The sequence below is a fragment of the Sphingobacterium sp. IITKGP-BTPF85 genome, assembly GCF_001006065.1.
Taxonomy (GTDB): domain Bacteria; phylum Bacteroidota; class Bacteroidia; order Sphingobacteriales; family Sphingobacteriaceae; genus Sphingobacterium; species Sphingobacterium anhuiense.
Map to the genome: position 1 here is coordinate 1 of NZ_ASZT02000080.1, position 24,177 is coordinate 24,177.

Annotated in this window: 24 protein-coding genes, 1 tRNA gene and 3 pseudogenes; 21 read left to right on the forward strand and 7 right to left on the reverse strand. The window is 35.0% G+C overall.

Going from position 1 to position 24,177, the window contains the following annotated elements:
• Positions 1 to 192: 192 nt before the first annotated feature.
• Positions 193 to 1,859: pseudogene (locus tag L950_RS15455) on the forward strand (alpha-galactosidase); the annotation flags it as partial.
• 141 nt (positions 1,860 to 2,000) lie between these two features.
• On the forward strand, positions 2,001 to 2,237 hold the full coding sequence (locus L950_RS33460) for a GH36 C-terminal domain-containing protein (RefSeq protein WP_231577314.1): 237 nt from the start codon (positions 2,001 to 2,003) through the stop codon (positions 2,235 to 2,237).
• A 76-nt stretch (positions 2,238 to 2,313) separates the two neighbouring features.
• Here the strand turns inward: L950_RS33460 and L950_RS15460 are convergent, their stop codons facing one another.
• On the reverse strand, positions 2,314 to 2,688 hold the full coding sequence (locus tag L950_RS15460; RefSeq protein WP_031287471.1) for a winged helix-turn-helix transcriptional regulator: 375 nt from the start codon (positions 2,686 to 2,688) through the stop codon (positions 2,314 to 2,316).
• Between the two features lie 91 nt (positions 2,689 to 2,779).
• Between L950_RS15460 and L950_RS15465 the strand changes: the two genes are divergently transcribed.
• The 8 genes from L950_RS15465 (at position 2,780) to L950_RS15500 (ending at position 8,788) form a co-directional block, all read left to right on the forward strand.
• Complete coding sequence (locus L950_RS15465; RefSeq protein WP_021188589.1) at positions 2,780 to 3,772, forward strand: zinc-binding alcohol dehydrogenase family protein; 993 nt, start codon at positions 2,780 to 2,782, stop codon at positions 3,770 to 3,772.
• The gene (locus L950_RS15470) at positions 3,765 to 4,238 is read left to right on the forward strand and encodes a cupin domain-containing protein (RefSeq protein ID WP_021188590.1); all 474 of its coding nucleotides are present in this window, start codon (positions 3,765 to 3,767) and stop codon (positions 4,236 to 4,238) included. The genes L950_RS15465 and L950_RS15470 overlap by 8 nt, the downstream gene beginning before the upstream one ends.
• 367 nt (positions 4,239 to 4,605) lie before the next feature.
• Positions 4,606 to 5,151: a hypothetical protein gene (locus L950_RS15475; RefSeq protein ID WP_156169709.1), complete on the forward strand. Its 546-nt coding sequence runs from the start codon at positions 4,606 to 4,608 to the stop codon at positions 5,149 to 5,151.
• 124 nt (positions 5,152 to 5,275) lie between these two features.
• Complete coding sequence (locus L950_RS15480; RefSeq protein ID WP_021188592.1) at positions 5,276 to 6,400, forward strand: hypothetical protein; 1,125 nt, start codon at positions 5,276 to 5,278, stop codon at positions 6,398 to 6,400.
• 10 nt (positions 6,401 to 6,410) lie between these two features.
• Positions 6,411 to 6,839 carry a hypothetical protein gene (locus L950_RS15485; RefSeq protein ID WP_156169710.1) on the forward strand — a complete coding sequence of 143 codons (429 nt, stop codon included), beginning with the start codon at positions 6,411 to 6,413 and terminating at the stop codon, positions 6,837 to 6,839.
• Between the two features lie 119 nt (positions 6,840 to 6,958).
• Positions 6,959 to 7,111: a hypothetical protein gene (locus L950_RS33465; protein WP_021188594.1), complete on the forward strand. Its 153-nt coding sequence runs from the start codon at positions 6,959 to 6,961 to the stop codon at positions 7,109 to 7,111.
• 717 nt (positions 7,112 to 7,828) lie between these two features.
• Positions 7,829 to 8,032 (forward strand): hypothetical protein, encoded by a 204-nt coding sequence (locus L950_RS15495; RefSeq protein ID WP_156169711.1) that lies wholly within the window; start codon positions 7,829 to 7,831, stop codon positions 8,030 to 8,032.
• A 492-nt stretch (positions 8,033 to 8,524) separates the two neighbouring features.
• A complete protein-coding gene (locus tag L950_RS15500; RefSeq protein WP_231577312.1) occupies positions 8,525 to 8,788 on the forward strand; it encodes a nuclear transport factor 2 family protein in 264 nt (87 codons plus the stop codon).
• A gap of 84 nt (positions 8,789 to 8,872) precedes the next feature.
• Here L950_RS15500 and L950_RS30255 read toward each other — a convergent pair.
• Both L950_RS30255 and L950_RS30260 read right to left on the reverse strand, forming a co-directional pair.
• Positions 8,873 to 10,173 (reverse strand): annotated as a pseudogene (locus L950_RS30255) (GH92 family glycosyl hydrolase).
• On the reverse strand, positions 10,170 to 11,114 hold the full coding sequence (locus L950_RS30260; RefSeq protein WP_197086455.1) for a hypothetical protein: 945 nt from the start codon (positions 11,112 to 11,114) through the stop codon (positions 10,170 to 10,172). Before L950_RS30260 ends, L950_RS30255 begins: the two are co-directional and overlap by 4 nt.
• A 440-nt stretch (positions 11,115 to 11,554) precedes the next feature.
• On the opposite strand from L950_RS30260, the gene L950_RS15510 reads away from it, so the two are divergent.
• A complete protein-coding gene (locus tag L950_RS15510; protein ID WP_021188599.1) occupies positions 11,555 to 11,749 on the forward strand; it encodes a hypothetical protein in 195 nt (64 codons plus the stop codon).
• A 126-nt stretch (positions 11,750 to 11,875) separates the two neighbouring features.
• Here L950_RS15510 and L950_RS15515 read toward each other — a convergent pair whose 3' ends face one another.
• Positions 11,876 to 12,616 carry an SDR family NAD(P)-dependent oxidoreductase gene (locus L950_RS15515; protein WP_021188600.1) on the reverse strand — a complete coding sequence of 247 codons (741 nt, stop codon included), beginning with the start codon at positions 12,614 to 12,616 and terminating at the stop codon, positions 11,876 to 11,878.
• A gap of 289 nt (positions 12,617 to 12,905) precedes the next feature.
• On the opposite strand from L950_RS15515, the gene L950_RS15520 reads away from it, so the two are divergent.
• The 8 genes and pseudogenes from L950_RS15520 to L950_RS15550 all read left to right on the forward strand — a co-directional run bounded on the left by L950_RS15520 (position 12,906) and on the right by L950_RS15550 (position 20,222).
• Positions 12,906 to 13,472 carry a hypothetical protein gene (locus tag L950_RS15520; protein ID WP_021188601.1) on the forward strand — a complete coding sequence of 189 codons (567 nt, stop codon included), beginning with the start codon at positions 12,906 to 12,908 and terminating at the stop codon, positions 13,470 to 13,472.
• A 767-nt stretch (positions 13,473 to 14,239) separates the two neighbouring features.
• Positions 14,240 to 14,321: transfer RNA gene (locus L950_RS15525), tRNA-Leu, on the forward strand.
• A 315-nt stretch (positions 14,322 to 14,636) separates the two neighbouring features.
• A complete protein-coding gene (locus tag L950_RS15530; RefSeq protein ID WP_021188603.1) occupies positions 14,637 to 15,563 on the forward strand; it encodes an AraC family transcriptional regulator in 927 nt (308 codons plus the stop codon).
• A gap of 21 nt (positions 15,564 to 15,584) precedes the next feature.
• A pseudogene (locus L950_RS15535) lies at positions 15,585 to 16,630 on the forward strand (NAD(P)-dependent alcohol dehydrogenase).
• Positions 16,631 to 16,857: 227 nt separating this feature from the next.
• Positions 16,858 to 17,439 (forward strand): YdeI/OmpD-associated family protein, encoded by a 582-nt coding sequence (locus L950_RS15540; protein WP_031287474.1) that lies wholly within the window; start codon positions 16,858 to 16,860, stop codon positions 17,437 to 17,439.
• Positions 17,440 to 18,353: 914 nt separating this feature from the next.
• Positions 18,354 to 19,202, forward strand: coding sequence for a PAS domain-containing protein (locus L950_RS28730; RefSeq protein WP_021188605.1), 849 nt, complete (start codon positions 18,354 to 18,356; stop codon positions 19,200 to 19,202).
• 32 nt (positions 19,203 to 19,234) lie between these two features.
• On the forward strand, positions 19,235 to 19,852 hold the full coding sequence (locus L950_RS28735; RefSeq protein WP_231577315.1) for a sensor histidine kinase: 618 nt from the start codon (positions 19,235 to 19,237) through the stop codon (positions 19,850 to 19,852).
• Positions 19,853 to 19,856: 4 nt separating this feature from the next.
• Positions 19,857 to 20,222 carry a PleD family two-component system response regulator gene (locus tag L950_RS15550; protein ID WP_021188607.1) on the forward strand — a complete coding sequence of 122 codons (366 nt, stop codon included), beginning with the start codon at positions 19,857 to 19,859 and terminating at the stop codon, positions 20,220 to 20,222.
• 261 nt (positions 20,223 to 20,483) lie between these two features.
• On the opposite strand, the gene L950_RS15555 is transcribed toward L950_RS15550, so the two are convergent.
• The 3 genes from L950_RS15555 to L950_RS15565 all read right to left on the reverse strand — a co-directional run bounded on the left by L950_RS15555 (position 20,484) and on the right by L950_RS15565 (position 22,343).
• Positions 20,484 to 20,711, reverse strand: a complete 228-nt coding sequence (locus L950_RS15555) for a metallophosphoesterase (protein ID WP_197086456.1) — start codon at positions 20,709 to 20,711, stop codon at positions 20,484 to 20,486.
• A complete protein-coding gene (locus L950_RS15560; RefSeq protein ID WP_021188609.1) occupies positions 20,699 to 21,136 on the reverse strand; it encodes a metallophosphoesterase family protein in 438 nt (145 codons plus the stop codon). Before L950_RS15560 ends, L950_RS15555 begins: the two co-directional genes overlap by 13 nt.
• A 61-nt stretch (positions 21,137 to 21,197) precedes the next feature.
• Positions 21,198 to 22,343 carry a multidrug effflux MFS transporter gene (locus tag L950_RS15565; RefSeq protein WP_021188610.1) on the reverse strand — a complete coding sequence of 382 codons (1,146 nt, stop codon included), beginning with the start codon at positions 22,341 to 22,343 and terminating at the stop codon, positions 21,198 to 21,200.
• An 87-nt stretch (positions 22,344 to 22,430) separates the two neighbouring features.
• On the opposite strand from L950_RS15565, the gene L950_RS15570 reads away from it, so the two are divergent.
• Positions 22,431 to 23,195, forward strand: coding sequence for an AraC family transcriptional regulator (locus tag L950_RS15570; protein WP_021188611.1), 765 nt, complete (start codon positions 22,431 to 22,433; stop codon positions 23,193 to 23,195).
• Positions 23,196 to 23,508: 313 nt separating this feature from the next.
• A complete protein-coding gene (locus L950_RS15575; protein ID WP_156169713.1) occupies positions 23,509 to 24,171 on the forward strand; it encodes a hypothetical protein in 663 nt (220 codons plus the stop codon).
• Positions 24,172 to 24,177 lie beyond the last annotated feature (6 nt).

The following is a 24,177-nucleotide window of genomic DNA, read 5'->3' on the forward strand; positions in this document are numbered from 1 at the left end:
AAATGCGCTAGTTACTTCATAACCCTAAACCAACAATATGACAAAATTTATGCTCCTATTTTTGTTGCTCCCTATTTTTTTGATAGTAGTGCACAACAAACGCAATTGCAACTCAAGACGACAAAAAAAATCATCCTCGAAACTGCTGACATCGCACTGGTTCTGAATGTAGAGGAAAACAAAGATGTCAATATGGTCTACCTTGGAAATAAACTATCAAAATCGGATGAATATACACAAGTAACCAAACAATATAAACAGGCTCATGATTATACCAGCATGTATCAATCTGCTTATGCGGCTTCGGGCACCCGAAGCTTACTTGAGCCTGCTATAAGCGTCGAGCATGCTGACGGAAATCAATCTTTAGATCTTAAATATATCGACCATAAAAATGATATTAATACCGCAGGAAAACAGCATGTCACCATTTTTATGAAAGATGAACTATACCCCTTTTATGTCGAATTACATTATCAGGCAAATTATCAGGACAACGTCTTTGAACAATGGACGGTTATTCGGCATGAAGAGAAAAAAAATGTAAAACTAACCAAATTTGCTTCGGCTAATCTTAACCTGAAATCAGACGATTTCTACTTGCGTAGCTATCACGGTGACTGGATAGCCGAAATGCAACCAGAAACAGAGAGACTTACCCATGGTATCAAAACACTGGACAGTAAACTGGGTACCCGGACCAACTTGTTGATGAGCTCTTATTTTGCCATTGGTATGGATAAGACATGGAATGAAACACAGGGAAAGGTATTACTAGGTGGGTTGGATTGGAGCGGCAACTTTAGAATTGATTTTGAAAAAGATCCGCAGGATAATTTAAGAGTCATTGCAGGCATTAATAATTATGCATCGCATTATGCTTTAAAACCTAAAACAGCTTTCACTACCCCAAAATTCACTTATACGCTGTCGACGAAAGGTATAGGTGAGGGATCTCGGAATTTCCATCGATGGGCAAAAAATAATCGCCTAGTTGATGGAAACGGAGAACGCCTAACTTTACTCAATAACTGGGAAAGTACCTATTTTGATTTTGATGAAAAGAAAATTTTTCATTTGCTGGAAAACACCAAAAAATTAGGTGTTGATCTTTTCCTGTTAGATGACGGTTGGTTTGGAAATAAATATCCCCGCAATGCCGACACGTCTGCATTAGGTGATTGGACTGAGAATAAGAAAAAACTGCCCAATGGAATTGCCTCAATCACAAAAGAAGCCGATAAAGTGGGTGTAAAATTTGGTATCTGGGTAGAACCGAGATGATAAGTCCCAAAAGTGAACTTTATGAAAAGAAACCAAACTGGGTAGTGAAGCAGACAAACAGGCCTGAATATTATTTTAGGAATCAGCTCGTGCTGGACTTATCCAATCCCGAAGTACAGGATTTTGTCTTCAACACTCTTGATCAATTATTACAGAAAAATCCTTCTTTAGCTTATATCAAATGGGACTGTAATGCTGTTATATACAACGCATACTCGAGTTTCCAAAGTGACCAAAATAATTTCTATGTTGACTACACCTTGGGCTTATACAAGATTCTAGAACGATTCCGCGCCAAGTATCCGAAACTTCCTATGATGCTTTGTTCTGGTGGTGGTGGGCGTATCGATTACGGTGCATTAAATTACTTTAGTGAATATTGGCCAAGTGATAACACGGATCCTTACGATCGGATCTTTATGCAATATGAAAACTCGCTGTTCTTCCCCGCAATAGGAAGTGCAAACCATGTCACCACTTTTGGAAAGCAGGATCTTAAATTTAAAATTGATGTAGCCATGATGGGAAAAATGGGTTTTGATCTCAATTTAGAAGAACTGCGTCCGGAAGAATTAAGTTTCGCACAAAAAGCGGTCAAAACCTATGATCATATCAAAGATATCGTGTGGCATGGTGATCTTTATCGTTTTTCTAATCCTAGAGAAAACAATTATGCTAGTCTTGCCTACATAAACAGCGATAAAAGTAAAGCAGTGATGTTCAATTACCTCACCTTTTATAACCATGTGTTCAAAACCACTAAACCGATCAAATGGCAAGGTTTAGATCCGAATAAATCGTACAAAGTCCAAGAAATAAACTTGAATAAAGACGATAAAACGATCGCTGAAAACCTGATCCTATCCGGAGACTTCTTAATGAATATTGGATTAAATCCTGTTTTAGAAAATAACAGAAGAAGCGTAGTCATCCTGTTGACAGCTACTCCATAAGTAGATCGATCACTTAACAACTTTAAATACCCTATTTCCTTTTCCATTCGACTGGGAAAGGGAATAGGATATTTTATTACAACGAATTTTTAATTTTATCTCTATGGATCAAACCCCAGTTTACCAGTGTCTCGGTCACCGGAAATACAGATTTCCCGTATTCTGTTACAGCATAAATGACCGTAATGGGTTTGGTATCTTGAATGGTTCTTGTAATCAGTAAATTGATTTCAAGCTCTCGGAGTTCTTTACTCAACATTTTTGCAGAAATCCCTTCTATCCCGCGTTGCAATTTCTTAAAATGAATCTGTTGATCCGTTCTGTTGGTCAGATAACGCAAAATCATCAGTTTCCACTTACCTCCCAATACATCGAGACTGTCGCGCATGGCAAAAAGCTCTTCTGTACATGTCGCCGGTCTTTCTATACCATTCTCTATAATATTTGCCATAATAGTTACCTTCATGTTACTAGTTACCAACGGTTAACTAGTGGCAAATATAAACTATTCTGTCTATACCTTTGTATAAAATAAACACGTCATGAAAGTAGTTATGCTCAATAAACATGGTCAGCTGGAAGATGGATCTATTCCTAAACCAATACCGAAAGACCATGAAGTTTTGATCCAAATAAAAGCAAGCGGTTTTAATCCCATCGATTACCAGATGCTGGAAAATGAACACGAAAGAAAACTGATCAGTTCGCCGATATTGGGACGAGAACTAGCAGGAATCGTAGTGGATAAGGGTGCTCAAGCACTTGATCTACAAATCGGTGATGAGGTATTCTGTGCTAGTGGATCAATGGGCAGCAATGGTACATATGCAGCATTTATTGCAGTTCCTGAAGCTATTGTTGCTGTAAAACCTAAGCGAATTTCCTTTGAGGAAGCAGCAGCAGTACCATCGGCAGCGCTGACAGCCCTACAAATTTTTAATCGACTCCAGATCAATCCGAAAGATACAATTCTGATTACGGGAGCCTCGGGTGGAGTCGGATCTTTTCTTGTTAAGATATTATTGGCTCATAATATTGATCCGATCATTGCTACTGTAGGTAATGAAGAAAGTACTAAACTGCTCTTGAATATGGGCCTAAAGAAAAATCAGATCGTCAATTATAAACTGCCTAATCTAAGAGATAATCTGCTTAAAGCAAACAACAATCTAACCTTTGATATCGGAATAGATCTGGTTGGAAACGAGATTGCCGAAATTACAGCGGAATTGCTAAAAATTAATGGAACTTATGTTGATGTTACCTTTATGACCACCGCGAAATCCCGTGAAATGCTCTTTAATAAAGGAAGTAGCATATTGAATATCTCCAATTATGCACACAGCATGACCAAAAATTACGTCTACTACAAAGATAATCTCCAACATATTTCCAAACTGATCCAGGATGAGACGATAAGTCCGCCAAGTTATAAAATTGTAGGCAAGCTTTCCACCGAAACAGTACTAGAAGCTCATCGCATGCTTAAAAACAACCAGACAAAGGGAAATAAATTAATAATGATCCATGAATAAAATACCAAGAAGAATCGTCACCGGAATCCAAAACGGAAAGTCTGTAATCATTGAAGATAAAATTGTGGCAAATGCTGTAGAACATTTCCCTAATCTGGTCATATCAGATGTTTGGAACACCCAACAGATGCCCGCGAGCCTGGACTATGAAGTGCAGATCCCGAATAAAGGTTTCCCCGAAACGCCAAAAAACGGAACGTATTTTCGTTATGTCTCTATACCTCCTGACAAAGAGCTTGGTGTAGATGTAAAAATTGGACAGCCCCATCCGATGATACATCACACCTCCACATTGGATTATATCATCATCCTTTCAGGAGAACTGTACTTGATCATGGAAGAAGGTGAAACGCTTTTAAAAGCAGGAGATATTGTCATTCAGAGGGGCACTAACCACGCTTGGAGCAACCGCTCTGATCATCCATGTATACAACTCGCTATTTTAATTGACGCAGTACAAGAATAATTAGTTCTGTTCTTCTTAATGATGAGACTTTCAATACATTATTTCTTGCGGAAATTTCAGGTTCCAAATTTGAAGGAATTCATAATATGTAATGAAAGTCAGAAACCTGACAATTTATAACCTGTTCTTGAATCCAATCAGAAATCGATCGATCAGAAAAATTCTAAAGCTAAAGTGTTTTTATAATCACTAAATGAAATTTTATTAAAAAGAGACTTAAGGTATTAAATAATTTTAGTTATTTTTGGCGACAAATAAAAACCATCAATTAATCTATATGCGTCGCAAGAACTTACTATGTATTTTTAAATTATACATGTGTTTTAATTTATTATGTCTTATTTCCTGTAAATATGAAAGTGAAGACTTGAATTTTCATGAAATTAAACAACCTGACAAGAATGTAAAGGTCACCATGAATGTCGCGGACGTGCCTAATGGTGAAACTATTTACATCTATGGTGCAACCGATCTTATGTATACGATCAATGCCGCTCCTGGAGCTGTTACTAAACAAGAATTTTATCTTAATAATAAACTGATTGTTGGCGAAAAGGAAGTATTGCATTTAGATCCCTCAGATCTTACAGGAAACGATTCTGATGTACTGAAAGTAAAAGTAAATCTTTCTTCAGGAAATGGAAGTTTAGCTGAAGTTTTAGGTGAAGAGAAATCAAGTTTTGAATTTATATATCCAATAAAATATGTAAATCCCCAGATAAATTTGAACATTAACCAACGGATTAATTCTTCTAAGAAATTAGAAATCTATTGGAACAAGCCAAATCTTGAAGGAGCTGAAATTGAAAGTTATGAAGTATATAATTTCAATAATTTAGATCAGATTTTATTAATAAAATTACAGATCCTAGCAAAACTAGTTTTATCGATGATGATTATCCTACGGAGCTAAAACATATAAAATAATTACAAAATATAGGGGTAACAAAGTTCCACCAAAAGAAGATTTTTATTCTGTACAATATAAAGTTTTCACAAGCAACTATTTCAAGACAAAGACCTTAAAAAACCTAAGTTTGGATATACAATGGACCCATCCTGATGGCATTGAAAACAAATACGTTCTCGTATGGAAGGGAAATGTACTAACCATACCATTAGGTAAAAATAATGCTGAAGTATATAGACCAGCATTCCCTTTTCAAGAAGAACAGTATTATGAATTGTATATCTTACCAGAAAAAGCTGACACATGGGATTATGCTAAATATCCGAAGATTATCAACTACTTTAAGGAGCAGAAATACGGCGATCCCGAAGTAGACAATGCGCATCTTATCTTGGTTGAAGGTGACGTTAAAAACAAATTAATCCTTTCTATGAGAAGTAATAAAAATGGTTTTGGAATTCGAAATTTTGGAATTGATGACCTTGTCTTGAAAAGTAAAAATCCAGATCTTGTCCAATATCCTTATTATATCAGTTCTTTTAAAGTTTCTCAAGCGACTGGAAAAGTTGCAGTTCATTTAAGAAGCGATGTTTATGAAACTAAGCCAAAAATCGAAGTGTACTCAGATTTTACTTTCAGCAAAAAAATTAGAACTTATGTTAGCGATGATTTTCCAGTCTATTATTTGACCAATGATGATAAAATCCTTGTTGGTAACAATAATTTATATGACTATGAAATTTATGATTTAAACTCTGGTAAATTGTTGAGTAAAAAAAGAGAAGCCAATGGACAGTTCTTTCCTGGTATTTCCGAAGACGGCAGGTATACCACAAGTTCTGGGAGCTATAATAATGGTTGGTACAAAATTTATAGATATGAAAATGATCAATATACAGTAATAGCCGAAAAAACTGGGAGCCGTACCAGAAACGCTGTTGAATTTCACCCATTAATTCAAGATCAGGTTGTTCTTCAATCCTTTGATAATTATTTTTCAATTTGTGAATTACCAAGTTTAAAAGTAATTAAAAAGGTGCCTGGAGAATTTATATGTTTTGATAAATTCACTGGAAAAATATTATTTAAAGATGAGAATTTCTCTTCTAATTCGCTTATTAATGTTATGGATAGTAAATATAGCAGTATTGTCTTTAGCCTGACGACAGGCCTTTACTTCCATCCTTTCGCAGCGAGACTTTTAAACAATAATATTATCCTAAACAACAATTATGTCAATATTGGCCAATAGCCTAAAAATTATGAAAAAACTAATATTAAGTATTGCATTGTTACTGATGACTATAACCTCAATGGCGCAAATTGGGTTTGGCTATAGATTTGGCATTGGTAATTATAAAATGTCCGAAATGAGTTCATTCTTGAATGTCATTCAAAGCGGAATTAAATTAGATTATCCCGTACCTATTTCAGTTACCGACAATTTCCCAAATCATTATACCAATTATGGTGAAGTGACATATTCCGTTAAAAATAGTGACTACGGGATCAATGTCACTTATTTATCAACAGGAGGTCGATTGGCTTATTCGGATTATTCCGGCGCGATTGCTTATAATTTAAATGCAAATGCTTATCGTATCGGAGCTTTATATCGAAATTATTTCTTCCAAACCAATCAAGGACATGAGAATAATCTATCCCTTTTGCGGAGATTTCTCCTGCAGTAACATTCAATAATATTACTTCAGATGGATATTATGAAACGCAATCAGGTCGAAAGGAAATTGATAAAAAGCATATTGTTGAATCCAAATCAACGGGTTTTTCCATTACACCTTATGTTGGTGTGCAGTGGAATTTCATAAAATCTTTGGGTGCTAACCTTGGTGTTGGTTATAATGCTGAAATCCCTGGTAAAAGCAGTGAGATGAGAGATAGTAAAATTGATTGGACTGGGCTTCGTGTTGGATTAGGCTTGAGTTATAAATTCATAAATTAATATATTGCGTTTTATCATTTCAATGTATGCTATGAAATATTACATTACTTGCTTACAGTAAATGATATCTTTTTAAATGCGCCAAGAGTTTAAAAAAATAAAAAAAGCCGTTTTGCGTAAGTAGATCGGCTTTTTTTATTTATTCAATCTTCAGAATTATCGTTTACCATTAAGAAAACTTACTAATTTATTTATATCATTAAATACATAACATCCTGCTAGAATCTTCATTTTATATGCTTTTACTCACAAAAGTATCAAGTCAAGATAAACAATATGCAAAACATATCGTTTGATATATTAAACATGACTTTCATCATTATAATAATGATTTACTAAAGCAAAAAGCGTTAGTTATAATTTCTAAGAAACTGCAACTATTAGATTACACACACAAACAAAAAAACTTAATCCATTGGTTCATATGTGCTATGGACTTGCCTGATCAAAAAATTATTATTCTTCAAAAAAATTGGATAATAAAAGTATTTTCTTTTCTTTGTAAAAACATAAAAGAAAATACTCTCATAATGAACAATCTAGGACAGATTAATATTAACATCCTGATTAACGCTACAGTCGTGGTCATCGTCATTATTTGTTCAAAATGGGAGGTTAATACTTTGTAAGATATTTAAAAATAAATAATATTATAAAAAGCTTCCCAAAAAATTTGGGAAGCTTTTTTTTTGATTCCATGTTATGAAAAAGAAAAATATGACCTCTAAATTGTTCACCTTGAATTGCAAAAATCAACGTGATTTACTACCAGATATCATTTCAACAATGTATCAATTAGGATTAGAAATTGAGACCATTTCGCAATCCCGTACAGATATTCCGGAAATAGTATTGATAACGATTGAGGTAGCTATGCCTGGAATCTTAATCGATAATACACTACTCAATCTAAAAAAATAGCCGATGTACTGGATGTTACAATCACTTTTGGTTCTGTTTTAAATGCTGCATTGTTTAAAATATCATTCGACACAAATGAAAACATCTGGGAAATTTTACATCGCTATAATGTACGCTGTGTTTCCATGGAAAACAACACACTATTAATTCACCAAATCGCAAAAGAAGGCGATATTCAAAGGTTATACAATGCTTTAGAAGGGCCTGGACTAATATCTTTTTCGCAGTTGCCACTTTCAAATTATCAATCTACCATTTAATAGTAATTTCGGCACACAGCAATTATCCATATATGTAGCAGGAGGAGGAGAATTATTCTTTAAAAGTTTATTAAATTAGTAGTGGACTAAAAATAAATCATTTAAGTTGGAAGCTAAAAATATAACCAATGACAGAAACAGAAATTTTAGATCAGGAAAATAGGCTTTATGAAGCGATCAAGGAAAGTAATATAAACGTACTTGAAGAACTGTTGCACGATGATCTGCTTTTGTGCTTCCAAGTGGAGACGTCATCACAAAGGAAATGGATTTACAGAGTTACCGTGATGGTAATTTAAAGATTCATAAGCTTATTCCTCACGTTGAACATCTAAACATCATAGATGATACAGCAGTTATTTCGTTGACCATGGAATTAAAAGGAAATTACAGTGGGGAAGACTTTGAAAGCAAGTTTCATTACATCCGTTTCTGGAAAACATTCCCTACTGGAATAAAAGTAGTTGGAGGAAGTGGAAGGATTGTTCATGTTTAAAGGGGCTGTACCATTTAAAAGCCTTGCAAAAAGCTATTAACTTTTTGCAAGGCTTTTAAATTAAAACAGTGCTTCTGCAACAGCTTATTTCTTATACCATACTGCTCCTGGTTTGTTTCCCATTTCGAATACCAATGTCGCACCCGACATCAATTGCTGATGCGTGATATAACTGGTTTCAAGTGGTTTTCCATCTATTGAAACAGATTGGATATAAATATTCTCTTTACTGACGTGATTGGCTTTGACTGTAAATTTCTTACCGTTAGCAAGCGTAATTTCACTATGATCAAAAGCGGTGTACCGATCTCATAATGGCCACTGACAGGATCTACCGGATAAAAACCTAATGCACTGAAGACATACCATGCAGACATCTGTCCACAATCTTCATTGCCACTCAAACCAGAAGGAGTATTTAGATACAGTTTTTCCATTACCTCAGCAGCATACTGCTGTGTTTTCCATGGCTGTCCTGCAGCATTGAACAGATATAAGGCATGATGGCTCGGTTCATTACCATGTGCATACTGCCCAATCATACCTGTGCTAAAAATAGGCAGTTTGGTCGTATCTGAAGGATGAAAAGTAAACATACTATCGAGCTTTTGTCCAAAGCGTTCTTCCCCACCAACCAAATTGATCAACCCAGGAATATCATGCTGTACCGACCAAAAATATTGCCATGCATTACTTTCACAGATATGTTCACTATAATCTTCGGGATCAAATGGGCTTATAAATTGACCATTACTATGACGAGGCTGCATAAACGAAGTTGCTGGATTATAGACATTCTTATAGTTTTTTGATCTCGCCAAAAATGTAGCAGCAATATCCTTTTTCCCCATCTTGCTTGCCATTACGGCTATACAATGATCATCGTAAGCATACTCCAATGTGCGCGATAAGGACCAGTTCTCTGCATTGTATTTATCAGCAACGTCATAAGGAACATAGCCAAGTTTTTTATACAGTCCAACTCCTCTGTATGCATCGGTGTTTGCTGAAGCGACACAAGCTTCCAGCGCTTTATTGACGTCAAAGTCACCGATCCCTTTTAAATAGGCATCGGCGATAACAGGTATAGCATGGTGCCCGATCATCATATCGGTTTCGCTTCCATATATATTCCAAACCGGTAAACGACCATGTTGCTCGTAAAAGGCAATAAAGGACTTAATCATATCATTTACACGATCTGGATCAGTTATGGTAAATAATGGATGTGATGCTCTATAGGTATCCCACAATGAAAAAGTACTATAATTGGTCCAATTCTCAGCTTTATGTATTTTCCGATCAGCACCAAAGTAAGATCCGTCTACATCTCCAAATATAGTAGGAGCTAACATACTATGGTATAATGCGGTATAGAATTTCACCTTGGTATCTTTATCTGCTGTCTGGATAGCGATCTTTCCAAGTTCATCATTCCATTTTTTTCAGCCTGCGCGAGATAATAGTCAAAATCATCTTTTGCTGCTTCCGTTTTTAAATTGTTTGATGCTCCTTCCATACTCACTCCGGAAAGTGCTGTACTCAATGTGACTTGATCTCCTTTAGCTGTTTTAAAATCAAAACGGGCTTTAAAAGCTGTTCCAGTTCGTTTAGTAGCTTTTGTTAGGGTATCTGTAACGGATAAGATCGCAGTACTATCTAAGTGTACGGCAATAAAGGGTTTTGAAAATCGAGTTTCGAAATAGACACGTTGCCCTCTTGCCCAGCCTTCAGAAAATCGATAACCGCGTATCGTAACCGAATCGACGACTTCAATATGGGAATCAACTGTCGCATCCCAGTTCATTGCTTTCTTCAGGTCTAAAAATACAGCAGCATCTGCTTCTGGAAAAGTATAACGCTGAATACCGCAACGAGGGGTTGCTGTCAATTCGACATTGATATCATAATCTGTAAGTTTTACTTGATAATATCCAGCGTGTGCCTGTTCATCGCTATGCGTAAATTTGGAATGAATACCGAGTGGAGCTTCTGCTTCTTTGTACGGAAGAGTAACTGGCATAAAAGAGATATCATACAGATCCCCTGCTCCTGTTCCACTTAGGTGTGTATGACTAAAACCAGCGATGGTGCTATCCGGATAGAAATATCCCGATATGCGGTCCCAACCCGGCAAACCATTGTCAGGGCTCAACTGGATCATACCAAATGGAGCCTGCGCTCCGGGATAGGTATTTCCTGTAAAATCTGTCCCTATAAAAGGATTAACAGATTTTGCATAAGAATCACGCTGGTTATCTTTTTTGGAAGCACAGCCTAAAACAACGAATAGACCTGCACAAACCATATAATTAACATATTTCATTGTATATATCGCTTTTTTTAAATTTTATTTACAACTAATTATCACCACTAAAAGGACATCATCATGGCTATTTTACGGGAGTTTGATCACTCAGTTAAACTTCGTACATGTTACTCCTCGACTTCCTCTTTTGTTATCTTTTCTACACCAATTTCTAACAACCGATCGCTACATTCTATGATCTCACTACTGTTTAATTAACCAAACAACTGTTTTGATCAAGAAAAACAAGAGCCCAATATAAGATAAATGGAGCGATCAATAAATTAAATTTAATTTCTTGCTATATATTTAAAACGTTTTAGCAAAATCACATAGTGCTCGTTTGATCTTGTTCCAAGATCAAACGAATATTAATCCAAAATCCCCGAATATACATTTATAGCGATTACAGCAGTAAATTGTCCTTATCTTAATTTCGTAAATAAAACTTTATCAGTATGAAAAATTTAGAATTATTAAAAGAAAAATCGACCATGCTTTCCAAAGAACAGATGAAGGGTGTACAAGGGGGAATGAAATGGACAAAGGACAGAAGTAACAATGTCCATGATGCGAGATACCTAGATGGCTGGCTCAAGCACCAAGCGTCACTATCAGCCGAAACTATTTTATTCGGTCACGATCGATATTAGTAGCTGTAATACCGCATTAAGAAAGTACATGCGATCCGTCCAGCGCAAGCTGGACGGATAATCGATTGTAAAGAATATCCGTATAGCTTGTGCTTACATTAAAATAAGATTTGATAAAAGATAAGTCTATTTCGTATTCTCCGCATAATAAAGGTCGGCAAATAGCTTCGACAGTTTAGCAGGATCTTCTCTCCAGGCATTATACATTCCCTGCCCCATTTCGTCAGGAATACTGTCGAGTTTCCCGTCAGATACACCTTCCAGTATTTGGATCGCAGTACTGTCTGGATCGGGCATATTCCAATCACTACCTTTGTTCATATCCGTGTCAATTGCTCCGGGATTGACCGCATAGACGGATACATCTTTTTTAGCCAATTCGATTCTAACAGATTGTGTAGCAGAAAAAAGAGCTGCTTTTGAAGCCGCATATCCTGCAATAGATGGCAAAGGTGAGTAAGCGGCAATAGAAACAATATTGATCATAATGGAGGGTTTATTTCGGATCAGAATTGGTGCAAATGCCCGCATCATCTTTATTGTTCCAAAATAATTAACCTGTAAATCATTATCCATTCCCAGGAGATCTCCTTCTAAGATATTTCCAGAGTTTACTGTTCCGGCATTGTTGATAAGAATTTCAGTATCCTGAGCTGCGTTTGCAGCCCATGCAACTTGTTGGTCATCTGTAATGTCTAGTTCTAACGGTACTATCCGATCGTCATTAAATGAGGGCATTTTCTTTAAATCCCTGCAGGTTGTATATATTTTCCCTACCCCATTAATAAGTAGCGCCTTTACAAGTGATTGGCCTATTCCCCTATTGGCTCCTGTAATTAGGATCACCTTATCTTTAAAAATTTGCATTGTGTTTTATTTTTTGGTTAACACAAAGCTAATGCGAAGAAAGGGAGGATAAAATCCAAAACGTGCGATGTTTCAAATTTATTAGTTGTCGTAATAAAATGATCTTATTGAATAAACTTCATAGCTTTCTACGATGCTATTAAATATATCATGAACTATAAATGAGGTAAATTTTGTATTTTTATTATTTCTAGCAATAAATTGCACTCACGATTCGTGATAAAACTTCAAAGTAGTGATCATCAGCAAAAGCCATAGAATTAAAGTGTAAACTCAAAATTAATCATATATGATAAAGTACATCTTATTGGTAATATCGTTTTTCGTTCTCAGCTTAGCGAATGCTCAAGAATCAAATTCAAAAGCTTTTATGCAGGCTTTTAAACCACATTTAGGTAATTATTATGAAGGAACTATTATTGCTGGCGGAAAGGAAGGTGACGGGTTTACCGGCAAACGCTTGTTGATGCAGGTAATGAGCTATAATGACAGTGCGATAAAAGTTCCCTTCTTCGTTGGGGATGACAAATCACGCACCTGGATCTTCTCTTTGAACAATAATCTTGTAGAACTAAAACATGATCATAGAAAACCGGATGGAAATCCTGATAAAATTACTTTTTATGGCGGGACCGCTACCAACGAAGGAACAGCTCATATGCAGATGTTTCCAGCTGATGCATCAACTGAAGAACTTATCGATTACGCTGCTTATAATGTCTGGTGGGTAACAATTGATGAGACTAAGTTTTCGTACAACTTGAGGCGAATAGGTTCGGAAAGGGTCTTTTCAGTCGAATTTGATCTGACAAAACCGATCTCATCTGATTTTAAACCTTGGGATAATGCTAAGTAAAGCATCATCCTTACTTTAAAACTCTTTTGATTTTATGCAATTCATGCAAAAGATACGGTAATAATATTTCATCGACGCCTTTTATTAACGCCATGCTAGAAGGATATTTTGTTACCACAAATATCGATGTTCAATAAAATTTAAAGAAAATGAACTCAACAAGGATCACGTTAATCCCTGTTGAGGTGAATTCAACTGTACCATTATGAACATACAATTGAAATTTCATTTAATAATCAAAAAGTAATATGCACTACCAATCGATGGTCCTATTGTCACCATCAGCAAAGCATAAACATATCTCAATTATTTCTGTGGTAAAGATTAACATTAAATAAATAATCAAAGAAAAAAGACATTTCACATTGCTATCACACTTTTACAACAACCTACAAATGAATATATTAAAATAAAAATTAGGGTATTTAAATTCATTTACCAAGATTCTTGGCTCGCTAACATTAGTTATTTTTATATATAAAATAGCATTATAAAAGAACAATATTGATACAGAACATTAAATGAATGTAGTTTTTGATTAATTTCGCTGCTTTTGGGAGCAAAATCTTCAACATAAAATCAAATTTTCAAAGCTTGATGTTTATTATCATCAAGCTAAAATAGAATTGTAAACAAAAAAATGAATTTACTAAAAAAATATCCTGCTCATAAACAGCATCATCTGTATCGGCCATAACGAATAAAAGCAAAATACTTGCAAAGTATAGGTTTCATTTTTATATTTGCGACATCAAAGAAATCCTAATGCGGAAGTGGCGTAATTGGTAGCCGCACCAGACTTAGGATCTGGCGCCGCAAGGCGTGGGGGTTCGAGTCCCTTCTTCCGCACTTGATATCCTCCTGAGCTTAAAACCTCAGGAGGATTTTTTTATACTCCTTTCTGAAACATCAGACCCTCCTGCTTTTATTTACCCCAGCATTTTGAAAAAAATGGAGTTATGCATCTACTTTCTCGATAATGAAATAGAGCAACTATCTTAAATATTATTTAAATTAGCTATGGCGCATCTATATTGATTTTCACTTATCAGGATCTTGTTTTGATGTGACCTTTGATTTTCATAAAAAACAGAAAGTAAATCATAATATTTTGAAAAAGACAACCGGTACATTTGTATTCTATAAAATATTTAATAGCTCATTATGTTGAAAACTTCGGATATCGAAAAGGTAGATTTGCTACGAAACTCAGAGGATTTCTTACCGGTAAGCCATGCTTATTTTGAGAATTGGAATATCCGTGTGGTGAGCCGAAAAGAGGATCCTTGTAAAAATTATCTGTCTCCACATCGTAGGGACTTTTATAAAATATTATATATTTCTAAAGGAACAGGTATTCTTACTATCGGTACCCACACATATTACATCGATAAGCCTACCATTATCTTTCTGCATCCGAATGGAATTATCTCCTGGAAGAATCTTTCTGATGATTCTGACGGATATTACGTCTTGTTTAAAAAGCGTTATCTGGATGAACAGCCGATCTTAAAGGTTGCAATGCAAAAATATGAACTGTTTAGTAAAATAGAGAAAAATGTCATTCGATTGGGCGAAAATGATCTAGACTCTTTAAATCATTGGTTCGCAATTATGCTTAAACAATATGAAGATCAGGATGGCATGACGGAGGACCGCTTACAAACGTATATGCAAATGGTAATGATTGAAAGTTTACAGGTTGCTAATTTTCCAAAACCTGATATTGTAAGTGAAGAATATAGACAGATTCACGATTTTTTTCAATTATTGGAAGCTGAGGCTTCGAATATCAATAGGCATAATCCGGTGCGTATTAAAACCGCTAAAGAATTTGCGAACTCGCTCGCTATACATCCAAATTATTTTAATGCGATATTAAAGAAGTATACGGGGCAAAATGTGAGTACGCACATTAAAAATCGTTTGCTGGAAGAAAGCAAAGCTTTATTGATACAATCTGACTGGAGTTTACAAGAGATAGGGTTTAGCATCGGTTTTACCGATCAATCAAATTTCAATCAATTTTTTAAGAAAAATATAGGCTTAACTCCGCAAGCGTTTAGAAAAAGCTATCAAATAAAACATTAATTTATATAAAAAACAGAATCTATGATTACAACGAAAGGATATGCGGCTCAGCAGGCTGGTGCTGAGCTTGCCCAATGGAATTTTGAACGTCGTGAACTGGGGCCTAAGGACGTACAGTTTGATATTTTATTTTGTGGGGTTTGTCACTCGGATCTACATCAGATTAACAATGATTGGTTTGAAGGTTTATTTCCCATGGTACCGGGGCATGAAATCGTAGGTAAGGTTGTCCAAATAGGATCTGAAGTCACGAAATTCAAAATCGGTGATTTAGCAGGAACAGGATGTATGGTAGACTCTTGTAGGGATTGTGAAAATTGTAAGGATGGATTGGAGCAGTATTGTAAAAATGGTAACGTACAAACTTACAATGGTGTGAATCCGTACACGGATGGTATGCCTACATATGGCGGCTATTCTAAAACAATCGTGGTTAATGAAGATTTTGTACTACATGTGTCTGATAAGTTAGATTTAGCGGCAATATCCCCTTTGTTATGTGCAGGCATAACTACTTATTCTCCCCTACGCCACTGGAAAGTGGGAAAAGGTCACAAAGTCGCAATCTTAGGATTAGGGGCTTAGGCCACATGGGAGTGAAATTTGCTGTTGCATTTGGTGCTGATGTTACGGTGCTAAGTACTTCACCTAAAAAAGAAGCGGATGCCAGAAAATTAGGTGCCCACCATTTTCTTGTAACAACAGATCCAGAACAGTTTGAAGCGGCTAAAGGAACATTTGATTTTATATTAGATACCGTTAGTGCAGAACATGATATCGCATCGTATTTATCTCTATTACGTACAAACGGGACTCATATTTGTGTCGGAATTCCTGCAGTCCCTGCTCAAATACCGCCATTTGCACTATTAGATGGCCGTAAAAGTCTAGCCGGATCGGGTATAGGCGGTATTAAAGAAACGCAGGAAATGTTAGATTTCTGTGCTGAACATAATATTGTATCAGATATTGAACTGATCGATATTAAAGATATTCATGAAGCGTATAAACGGATGGAAAAAGGCGATGTTCGTTACCGTTTTGTAATTGATATGGCAACGCTATAATCAATACAAATACTGTTTTATTTAGAGGAATATAACTTCTATAAAGCAACTATTGTTGATTAATGTAATATTAATCAACAATAGTTTTAATGTAAAAGAATATAACTAATCATAATGCTTCCTGTTTTTCACATGAAGTTTAGCAAAACCATTCAGTTTATCATTACATTTACGGAATATTAAGTCGTTCGATATTTGAGCAATAGAACCTGAAACTATCGTTTTAAATGATGAAGCAAGAAATAGAAATATTTTATCCTATTGATAGTGGAGCCTGGCGCGAATGGTTAATGGAAAACCATCAGACAAAACAGGCTGTATGGATTGTTTTTCATAAAAAAAGTTCTGAAAAAAAATCGATTACCTGGAGTGAGGCAGTCGATGTTGCACTTTGCTTCGGCTGGATTGACAGTAAAAAGATTTCTGTAGATAACGAAACTTCCCATCAATATTTTAGCAGACGTAAACCTAAAAGTACTTGGTCAAAAATCAATAAACAAAAAATAATAAATCTCATTGAAAACGGCCTCATACATGAAGCTGGTTACAAGAGCATAGAAATTGCAAAGGAAAATGGTTTCTGGACACTACTGGATGAGGTGGAAGAATTGATTATCCCAGAAGATCTTGAAGCCGAATTTGCAACCAAATCTCATGCTAAAGAGTTCTATGTAAGTTTAAGCAAATCGGTAAAGAAAGCTATTTTACAATGGATTGTTCTTGCCAGACAACCGCAGGTACGACAAAAAAGAATTACTGAAATTGTCGAATGTGCAGAACAAAACTTAAAGCCGAAACACCTCAGATGATGCAATATTATTTTAAAAAGTATCTGGATGGATCGTGGTCATGCTGCCTAGACATTAGTAAATAACTTTCAAGCCGACAATGTACATGTTTAATTAATTTAGAAAATTCTTAAAAATAAAAAATATTTATTTATATGAACTTTTTCTGAGCACAAGTGTTCATCTCATACAAAGCAGTAATCAACATACTTTTTATTAAGTATAAAACGATAAATGACGTAGTGCAGTAATAAAATCCAAGTGTCCCAAAACCATTTGGATGATGAAACAAAAAAGAGGAAACGATAAGAAACATAAAAATTACTGTGCAGTTGAACGCCAAGATAAAGGGTCTAATGAGAATTAGGCCCTTTTGATTTTAATCAATTTATAACAATACTTGTCTAATTCCCATTTCTTCCAAATATACTCAAACAGATCAAAGAAGGTAACATCCTAATTCTTGCGTCTTAATCCGGATTAACTAATCTATGTTTCCGCAAAAGTATTTTAGTCGTGGGAATTACTAAATTTCCATCTCCATATAGTCCCTCGATAGTAAGAAAAAAATACCTAGTTTTCACGAATTTCTACGGATAAAACAGCTAACACTACGCTATATCCATAAAAATATTTTTACTGATATATCCCAAATTGCACAAAATAGCCTTCTAATTTAGCACCATAAAAAAATTATTTTTTTTATTATAAACGTTAAAACGCGATTGAAAGACTTAAAATGCAGAAATTATATATTTAAATAAGAAGATTACTGAGATAGCTTTATCCTAAGAAAATGATCAACTTGTAGAAAATCATAAAAAATGAGATGCTTGTAAAGGCATAATATTTGTAAAATTGATTCTATAAATAATATGATTTGAAATGAAGTTTATACAACCTGCTAAAGACTTCATGTAACGAAAATAAATTTTATGATAAATGAAAATCTCAATATATATCTTCAAGCTTTAAATTCAGCAAACTCGGGTATTATCATCACACATAATTTGCAACCCGATAATCCTATCATATATTGTAACAGCGCATTTGAAAAAATATCCGGCTATAACAAAGATGAAATAATAGGTCATAACTGTCGCTTCTTGCAAGCGCAGGACAGATCGCAAGCAGAAAGACAACTTCTTAAAGAAAGTATAAGAGATGGCAAGGAATGTAAGGTCGAAATTAGAAACTACCGAAAGAATGGTCAATTGTTCTGGAATGAATTATTCATATCTCCTGTTAAAAATGAGGACGGGCTTATCACTCACTTTATCGGAGTGCAAAATGATGTAACACATCGGAAAAAGGTGGAGTACGATTTGCGTGAAGAGAAATCATCTGTAGAGGAAAAAATACAGCAACGTACTAAAGAATTGATGGGAAAAGAGGCTTTTTTATCCAGTATTATTCAAACGGTAAGAGAAAGTTTATTGGTACTCGATTCAAACTATGTTGTTTTAAGTGCAAATAATCACTTCCTCAGTTCATTCAAAGTTACCCAAGAAGAGACTGTCGGTAAAATACTTTTTGAACTCGGAAACCATCAATGGGACATTGATGGTTTAAAAGATCTCTTAACGAAAATATTGCCAACAAATAATCCGGTCACTGATTATGAAGTGGAGCATCATTTTCAACATATTGGAAAAAAAGTGATGCTTCTTAATGCTTATAGAATAGAGTTTGAAGGACAGTATAAGGATAGAATACTCATTGCTATAGAGGATATTACAGATAAAAAAGAGTTGGATCGCAGAAAGATGATTTTCTTTCTATAGCAAGCCATGAACTGAAGACGCCGTTAACGACAATAAAAAGTCTGATACAACTGCTCCAGCGTATGGATCCTGTTAAAAATCCAGATCAGTTCACGACATCTCTCGATAAAGTTTCTATATATATTGAAAAACTAAATAAGCTTATTTCTAAATTACTGGACACATCAAAAATTCATTCTGGCAATATAGAATTACATCTAGAACCTTTTGAAATTGATAAAACTATAAAAGAAGCAATTGAAAACCTATGCGTGGTTAATCCTGAGTATAATATCTCATTTTCAGGATGCACAAATGCCAGCGTTTGTGGTGATGAAATGCAGATTTTACAGGTATTCAACAACTTAATTTCGAATGCAATAAAGTATGCTCCAGGATCTAAAAATATTGAAGTTTACATCAATGTTGTCGGAAATTTTGTGAAAATTTCGGTTAAAGATTTTGGAATGGGTATCAGCCACCAAGATAAGATCAAAATCTTTGAAAGGTTTTTTAGGGCAAGTAATATTCAAAAGAAATATCCCGGATTAGGAATCGGATTATATGTTTCTCATGAAATTATCGTGAATCATAAAGGAACGTTATGGGTAGAAAGTGAAGTGGGCGAAGGATCGACCTTTAATTTTACGTTACCCGTCATAAAAAATTAATGCTATGGATAAGAAAAAGATAATGATTTGTGACGATGATCAAGGAATACTTGATGTGCTCCAGATGTTACTGGAGATTGAGGGGTTTGAGGTTTTACCACAGATCAATAGTATTCATATTATTAATGAAATTTTAACACAATCGCCCGATCTTCTATTGCTGGACCTTTGGATGCCCGTCTTGCCGGGGGATGAGATTTTAAAAATAATCCGAGATAATCCGGAGATAAAAAAGTTACCCGTTCTTGTGATATCTGCAAGTGGGGATGGAAATAAGATCGCAATGGAGGCGGGAGCTGACAGCTTTCTAGCAAAACCTTTTGATCTCAACGAAATCATAGCAGAAGTGAACAGCTTATTACCAAATTAATGGTAATAAGCAAATTTTGAGGTAACCATTTTAGGTATATGAATATTACCTGGAAATACCTGTGAATGATTTTAAGCTTATGCTATGATCGATATTCAAAATCTTTTTAACGAAAACCAGTATGTTGCGATATCCTATTTGTGATAGCGTACACTCACTTATCAAAACTGATTAGGGTCCTGCTAATATGATCATTTTCGATTGCGATGAGGCCATACCCATAGATCTGATCGTTTATAATGATAGTATCAACATCCTTTTCTATCTGATAGGAACAAGCAAGGGTTGAATATTGGAGTATATTTTTTCAGAAGTGACATCTTCCATGTGGTAATGTCCGCAAAAGATAGTTACTTCATTGTCAATCTGAAGTAAAGCATATTTTATTTCGTCCCGTCTATTCAGAGCGGCACCAAGATGATCAATTGGAGTACTGATTTCTAAAATAGGATGATGCGAAAAAACAATAATTTTTTTTACAGTTTGCAATTGTTCTTTGAGCATATCAACTGGCCTGCAGTAATGGCGTTAGAAGATGTGTCCAAATAAATATATCTAAAAAAGTCATCTTCCTGTACGTTTAGCATCTCCTGTGCATCTGATGCAAAATCAGAAATAAAATATTTTGAAACTTCTGAATAAGAATCATGATTACCGAGAATAATCCTGGGTTTGATACCATACGAACGAAGGGTATTAAAAAAGTCCGAATTTGATTCTTTTGACCCGATATCCCCGCCAAATACAACCTCAGTTATTCCTCTTTCAACAATATCTTTTAAAATAGCTGTTAAATTTTCTTTATGTGTATCAGGCTCTTCCCGATAATTCATTTTTTCAGAACCTAAACCGTCATGTACTACATAAACTTCCTGACCTAAATGTGTATCTGTAAAAAAAGCTATTTTCTTCATAATAATTTATTCCCTTGAATAGATCTGATATGGCGTAAAAGTAACAATTTTTTCAATAGTGCTAATGCGTGCGGGAGGTGGATTTTTTATATGCGCCAGCAAATAATATGGCCAATAGAGACGAAATTATAAGAACTAAACCAAAATCTTGAATCCACCCTGATGCTGTAAGACCTAAACCTATAAGTGTATAATAGAGTAATCCAAAGAGGGCTCCCGCAGTCCCAACAACATCCTTATACTTAATAAGTGCCTGACTTAGTATATTGGGTATTGCAATACTAAATGCAATCAGTATGAAAAGCATGGGAAATAAAAACCATAGACTGCCCTGCAATATAAAGATGCCTAGTGCACCGATTATAGAAATCGCCGATGAAATATAAATCAATCGATGTGCAGAAAAATTTAAATGAATAAGTTTTTTATTCAATACCCCCCCAGCTAATGAACCAATGGCAAGTAAAATGCCACTATATCCAAATTGTGTTGCGCTATGCCCTGATTGTTCAAATATAAATGGACCTAAAGAATAGTAACTAAATAACATGATGTTGAATAATGCTACCAATAGGGCACTTAACCAGATCACCCGATCACTTAATAATTGTCTCAAAACTGTTCCAATTTTCGGACGGTCTTGTTTAATTGGCGCTTTTGTTTCAGGCAAAAACTTAATAGCATTGATTAACAACAATACCGCAACTAACAAAACCACCATAAATACACCCTGATATCCAAAGCTTTCAGTCATATAACCTCCAGTTATAAAACCGATAATAGGACTTAAAGAGAGCGCAATTCCAATAATAGAAAATACAGAACTAAGGTCTTCTTTTCGATATACATCCCGAAGGATAGTCTGTGTTATAATAGAACCTACGGAAGCTCCAAAAGCAGCGACTACCCGAGCGATTAATATCATATTGAAATCACTGGTTAATAGCGCCATAATAGCTCCAATTGAATAAAAAAATAATCCGCAGATCATAGCACTTCTTCTCCCTATTATATCGGATAAAATGCCCCAAAAAATGACACCTAGTGCGAAAGCAATAAAATAAAATGATAGGGTTAATGAAGCCTGCTGATTGCTCACCTGAAATGCTTGCGCAATATTGGGTAATGCAGGGCTATAAATTGTTTCGACAAATTGCGGAAACATTATCAAGATGATTAATAGCATCAAATTTGGTTTATTTTTCATTTTTCACTTTAATTAATTTGCAAAATAACACATGATTTATCGTGTCTTGTTATTGGTATTAAGACAAAAAATATCAATATTAAGACAATGACATACATAGCTAAAGATGATTACTTTGATCCCGACAAAATAGATGCTGCTGTAATTGGCATTGCGTCAGAATTGAATGCTCATGATTCAGGACGCCACAAACATCAAAAGGCGCAACTATTATATGCTCCTAGCGGATGCATGTCAATACGTACAGATAGTACACAGAGTTTATTACCGCCCACAATGGCGGCATGGATTCCACCAAATGTATTACATAGCGTTATGATTAGAAATACAGTCGCTTATCGTTCTATATATTTTGATCCCAACAAGTTTAAAAATTTACCCGATGAACTAATAATTATGAATATCAGCCCTTTATTACGAGAGGTTATTGAACGCATATCGTATTGGCCTTGGGATATGCTCTGGAACAATCAGAAAAATATAACAGCTGTTTTTTTTGAAGAATTTCAGAACGCATCCCGTGAAAACTTAACTTTAGTAGAGCCATCGGATCCAAGATTTCAACCCTATATAGACCAATGGAATATAGGGAAGTCAAAACCTCCGCTAATGAAGAAATTTGCGTTAGAAATCGGGATAACTGAAAAAACAATTGGACGCATTTTTATGAAAGAAACAGGCATGTCTTATCAGGACTGGAGGCAACAATGGAGACTGCATCGATCAATAGAATTATTAACCAATGGTAGAAATGTTAACGAAACAGCTGATGAGATGGATTTCTCAAGTCCTAGTGCCTTTATAGAATTCTTTAAAAAATATTTACGAAAAACGCCTAGTCAATATTTATAATCTAAAATCGAAAGGTATATTATACGATCAAACAAATTTTAGATTTCACATTTAGCTCATACAAAAAACGCTAACAATCTATTTTTTTTGATTTAAACTTTATAGTAAATGCAACAGTTTATTTCATTAGAAAAAATATTCTTCAATTACCTAAAATAGTAATAAATGCCAAAAGAGAACCACTCTTTTTCAAGAAAATTTTATCCCTCTAAAACCATTTTTAACGGATATTTGTTAATATTGTAGGTCAGCTTATAGTTCAAAGTCTACGAAAGTGAACTATAACCTGGTGAAATTAAATCTAACAATACTTATGAAAAGCTTCTTAAAATTTACAGTTTATCTCTTTATGTTACTGATCTGCATCACCACAGTTTTTGCGCAACAGAAAGAAGATGTCATTTACCTCATGGACGGTGGACAGAAAAAAGGAAAAGTAATCACTATTGGAGACGAAATAGTCAAGTTTTCTTATACCGGTGAGGAGCTACAATATGAACTTAAAAAATCTTTAATTGATAAAATTGTATTTGCCAATGGAAGAGAAGAATCGTTTAAGTCAGCTGGTAACGCCAGCAGTACAGTCAATACAACAGCATTACAATCTAGCGCTATACAGGGCGGGAACAGACTTGCTGTTATTCCATTTGAAATTGCCAGTAATGACCAAGGGCTAACCACTGATGTGATGAGACGGGAAGTGCAGCAGGCCTGTGTCGATGCTTTAAGATCACGATCACTTTCTATTCAGATGCAAGATTCAAGGACGACCAACGCTACCCTTTCTAAAGCAGGTATTAATCTCGCTGATATTGCCAATCATACACCGGAAGAATTAGCAAAGCTATTAGGTGTAGATTATGTCGTATTAGGGGTCTATGATATTGAAAATAAAGGAACATTCAGCTATGGATCTGGTGTATCATCTTATGATGACAAGAAAAAAGATAATAAAACAAAGGTATCCGCCCTATGAACTACA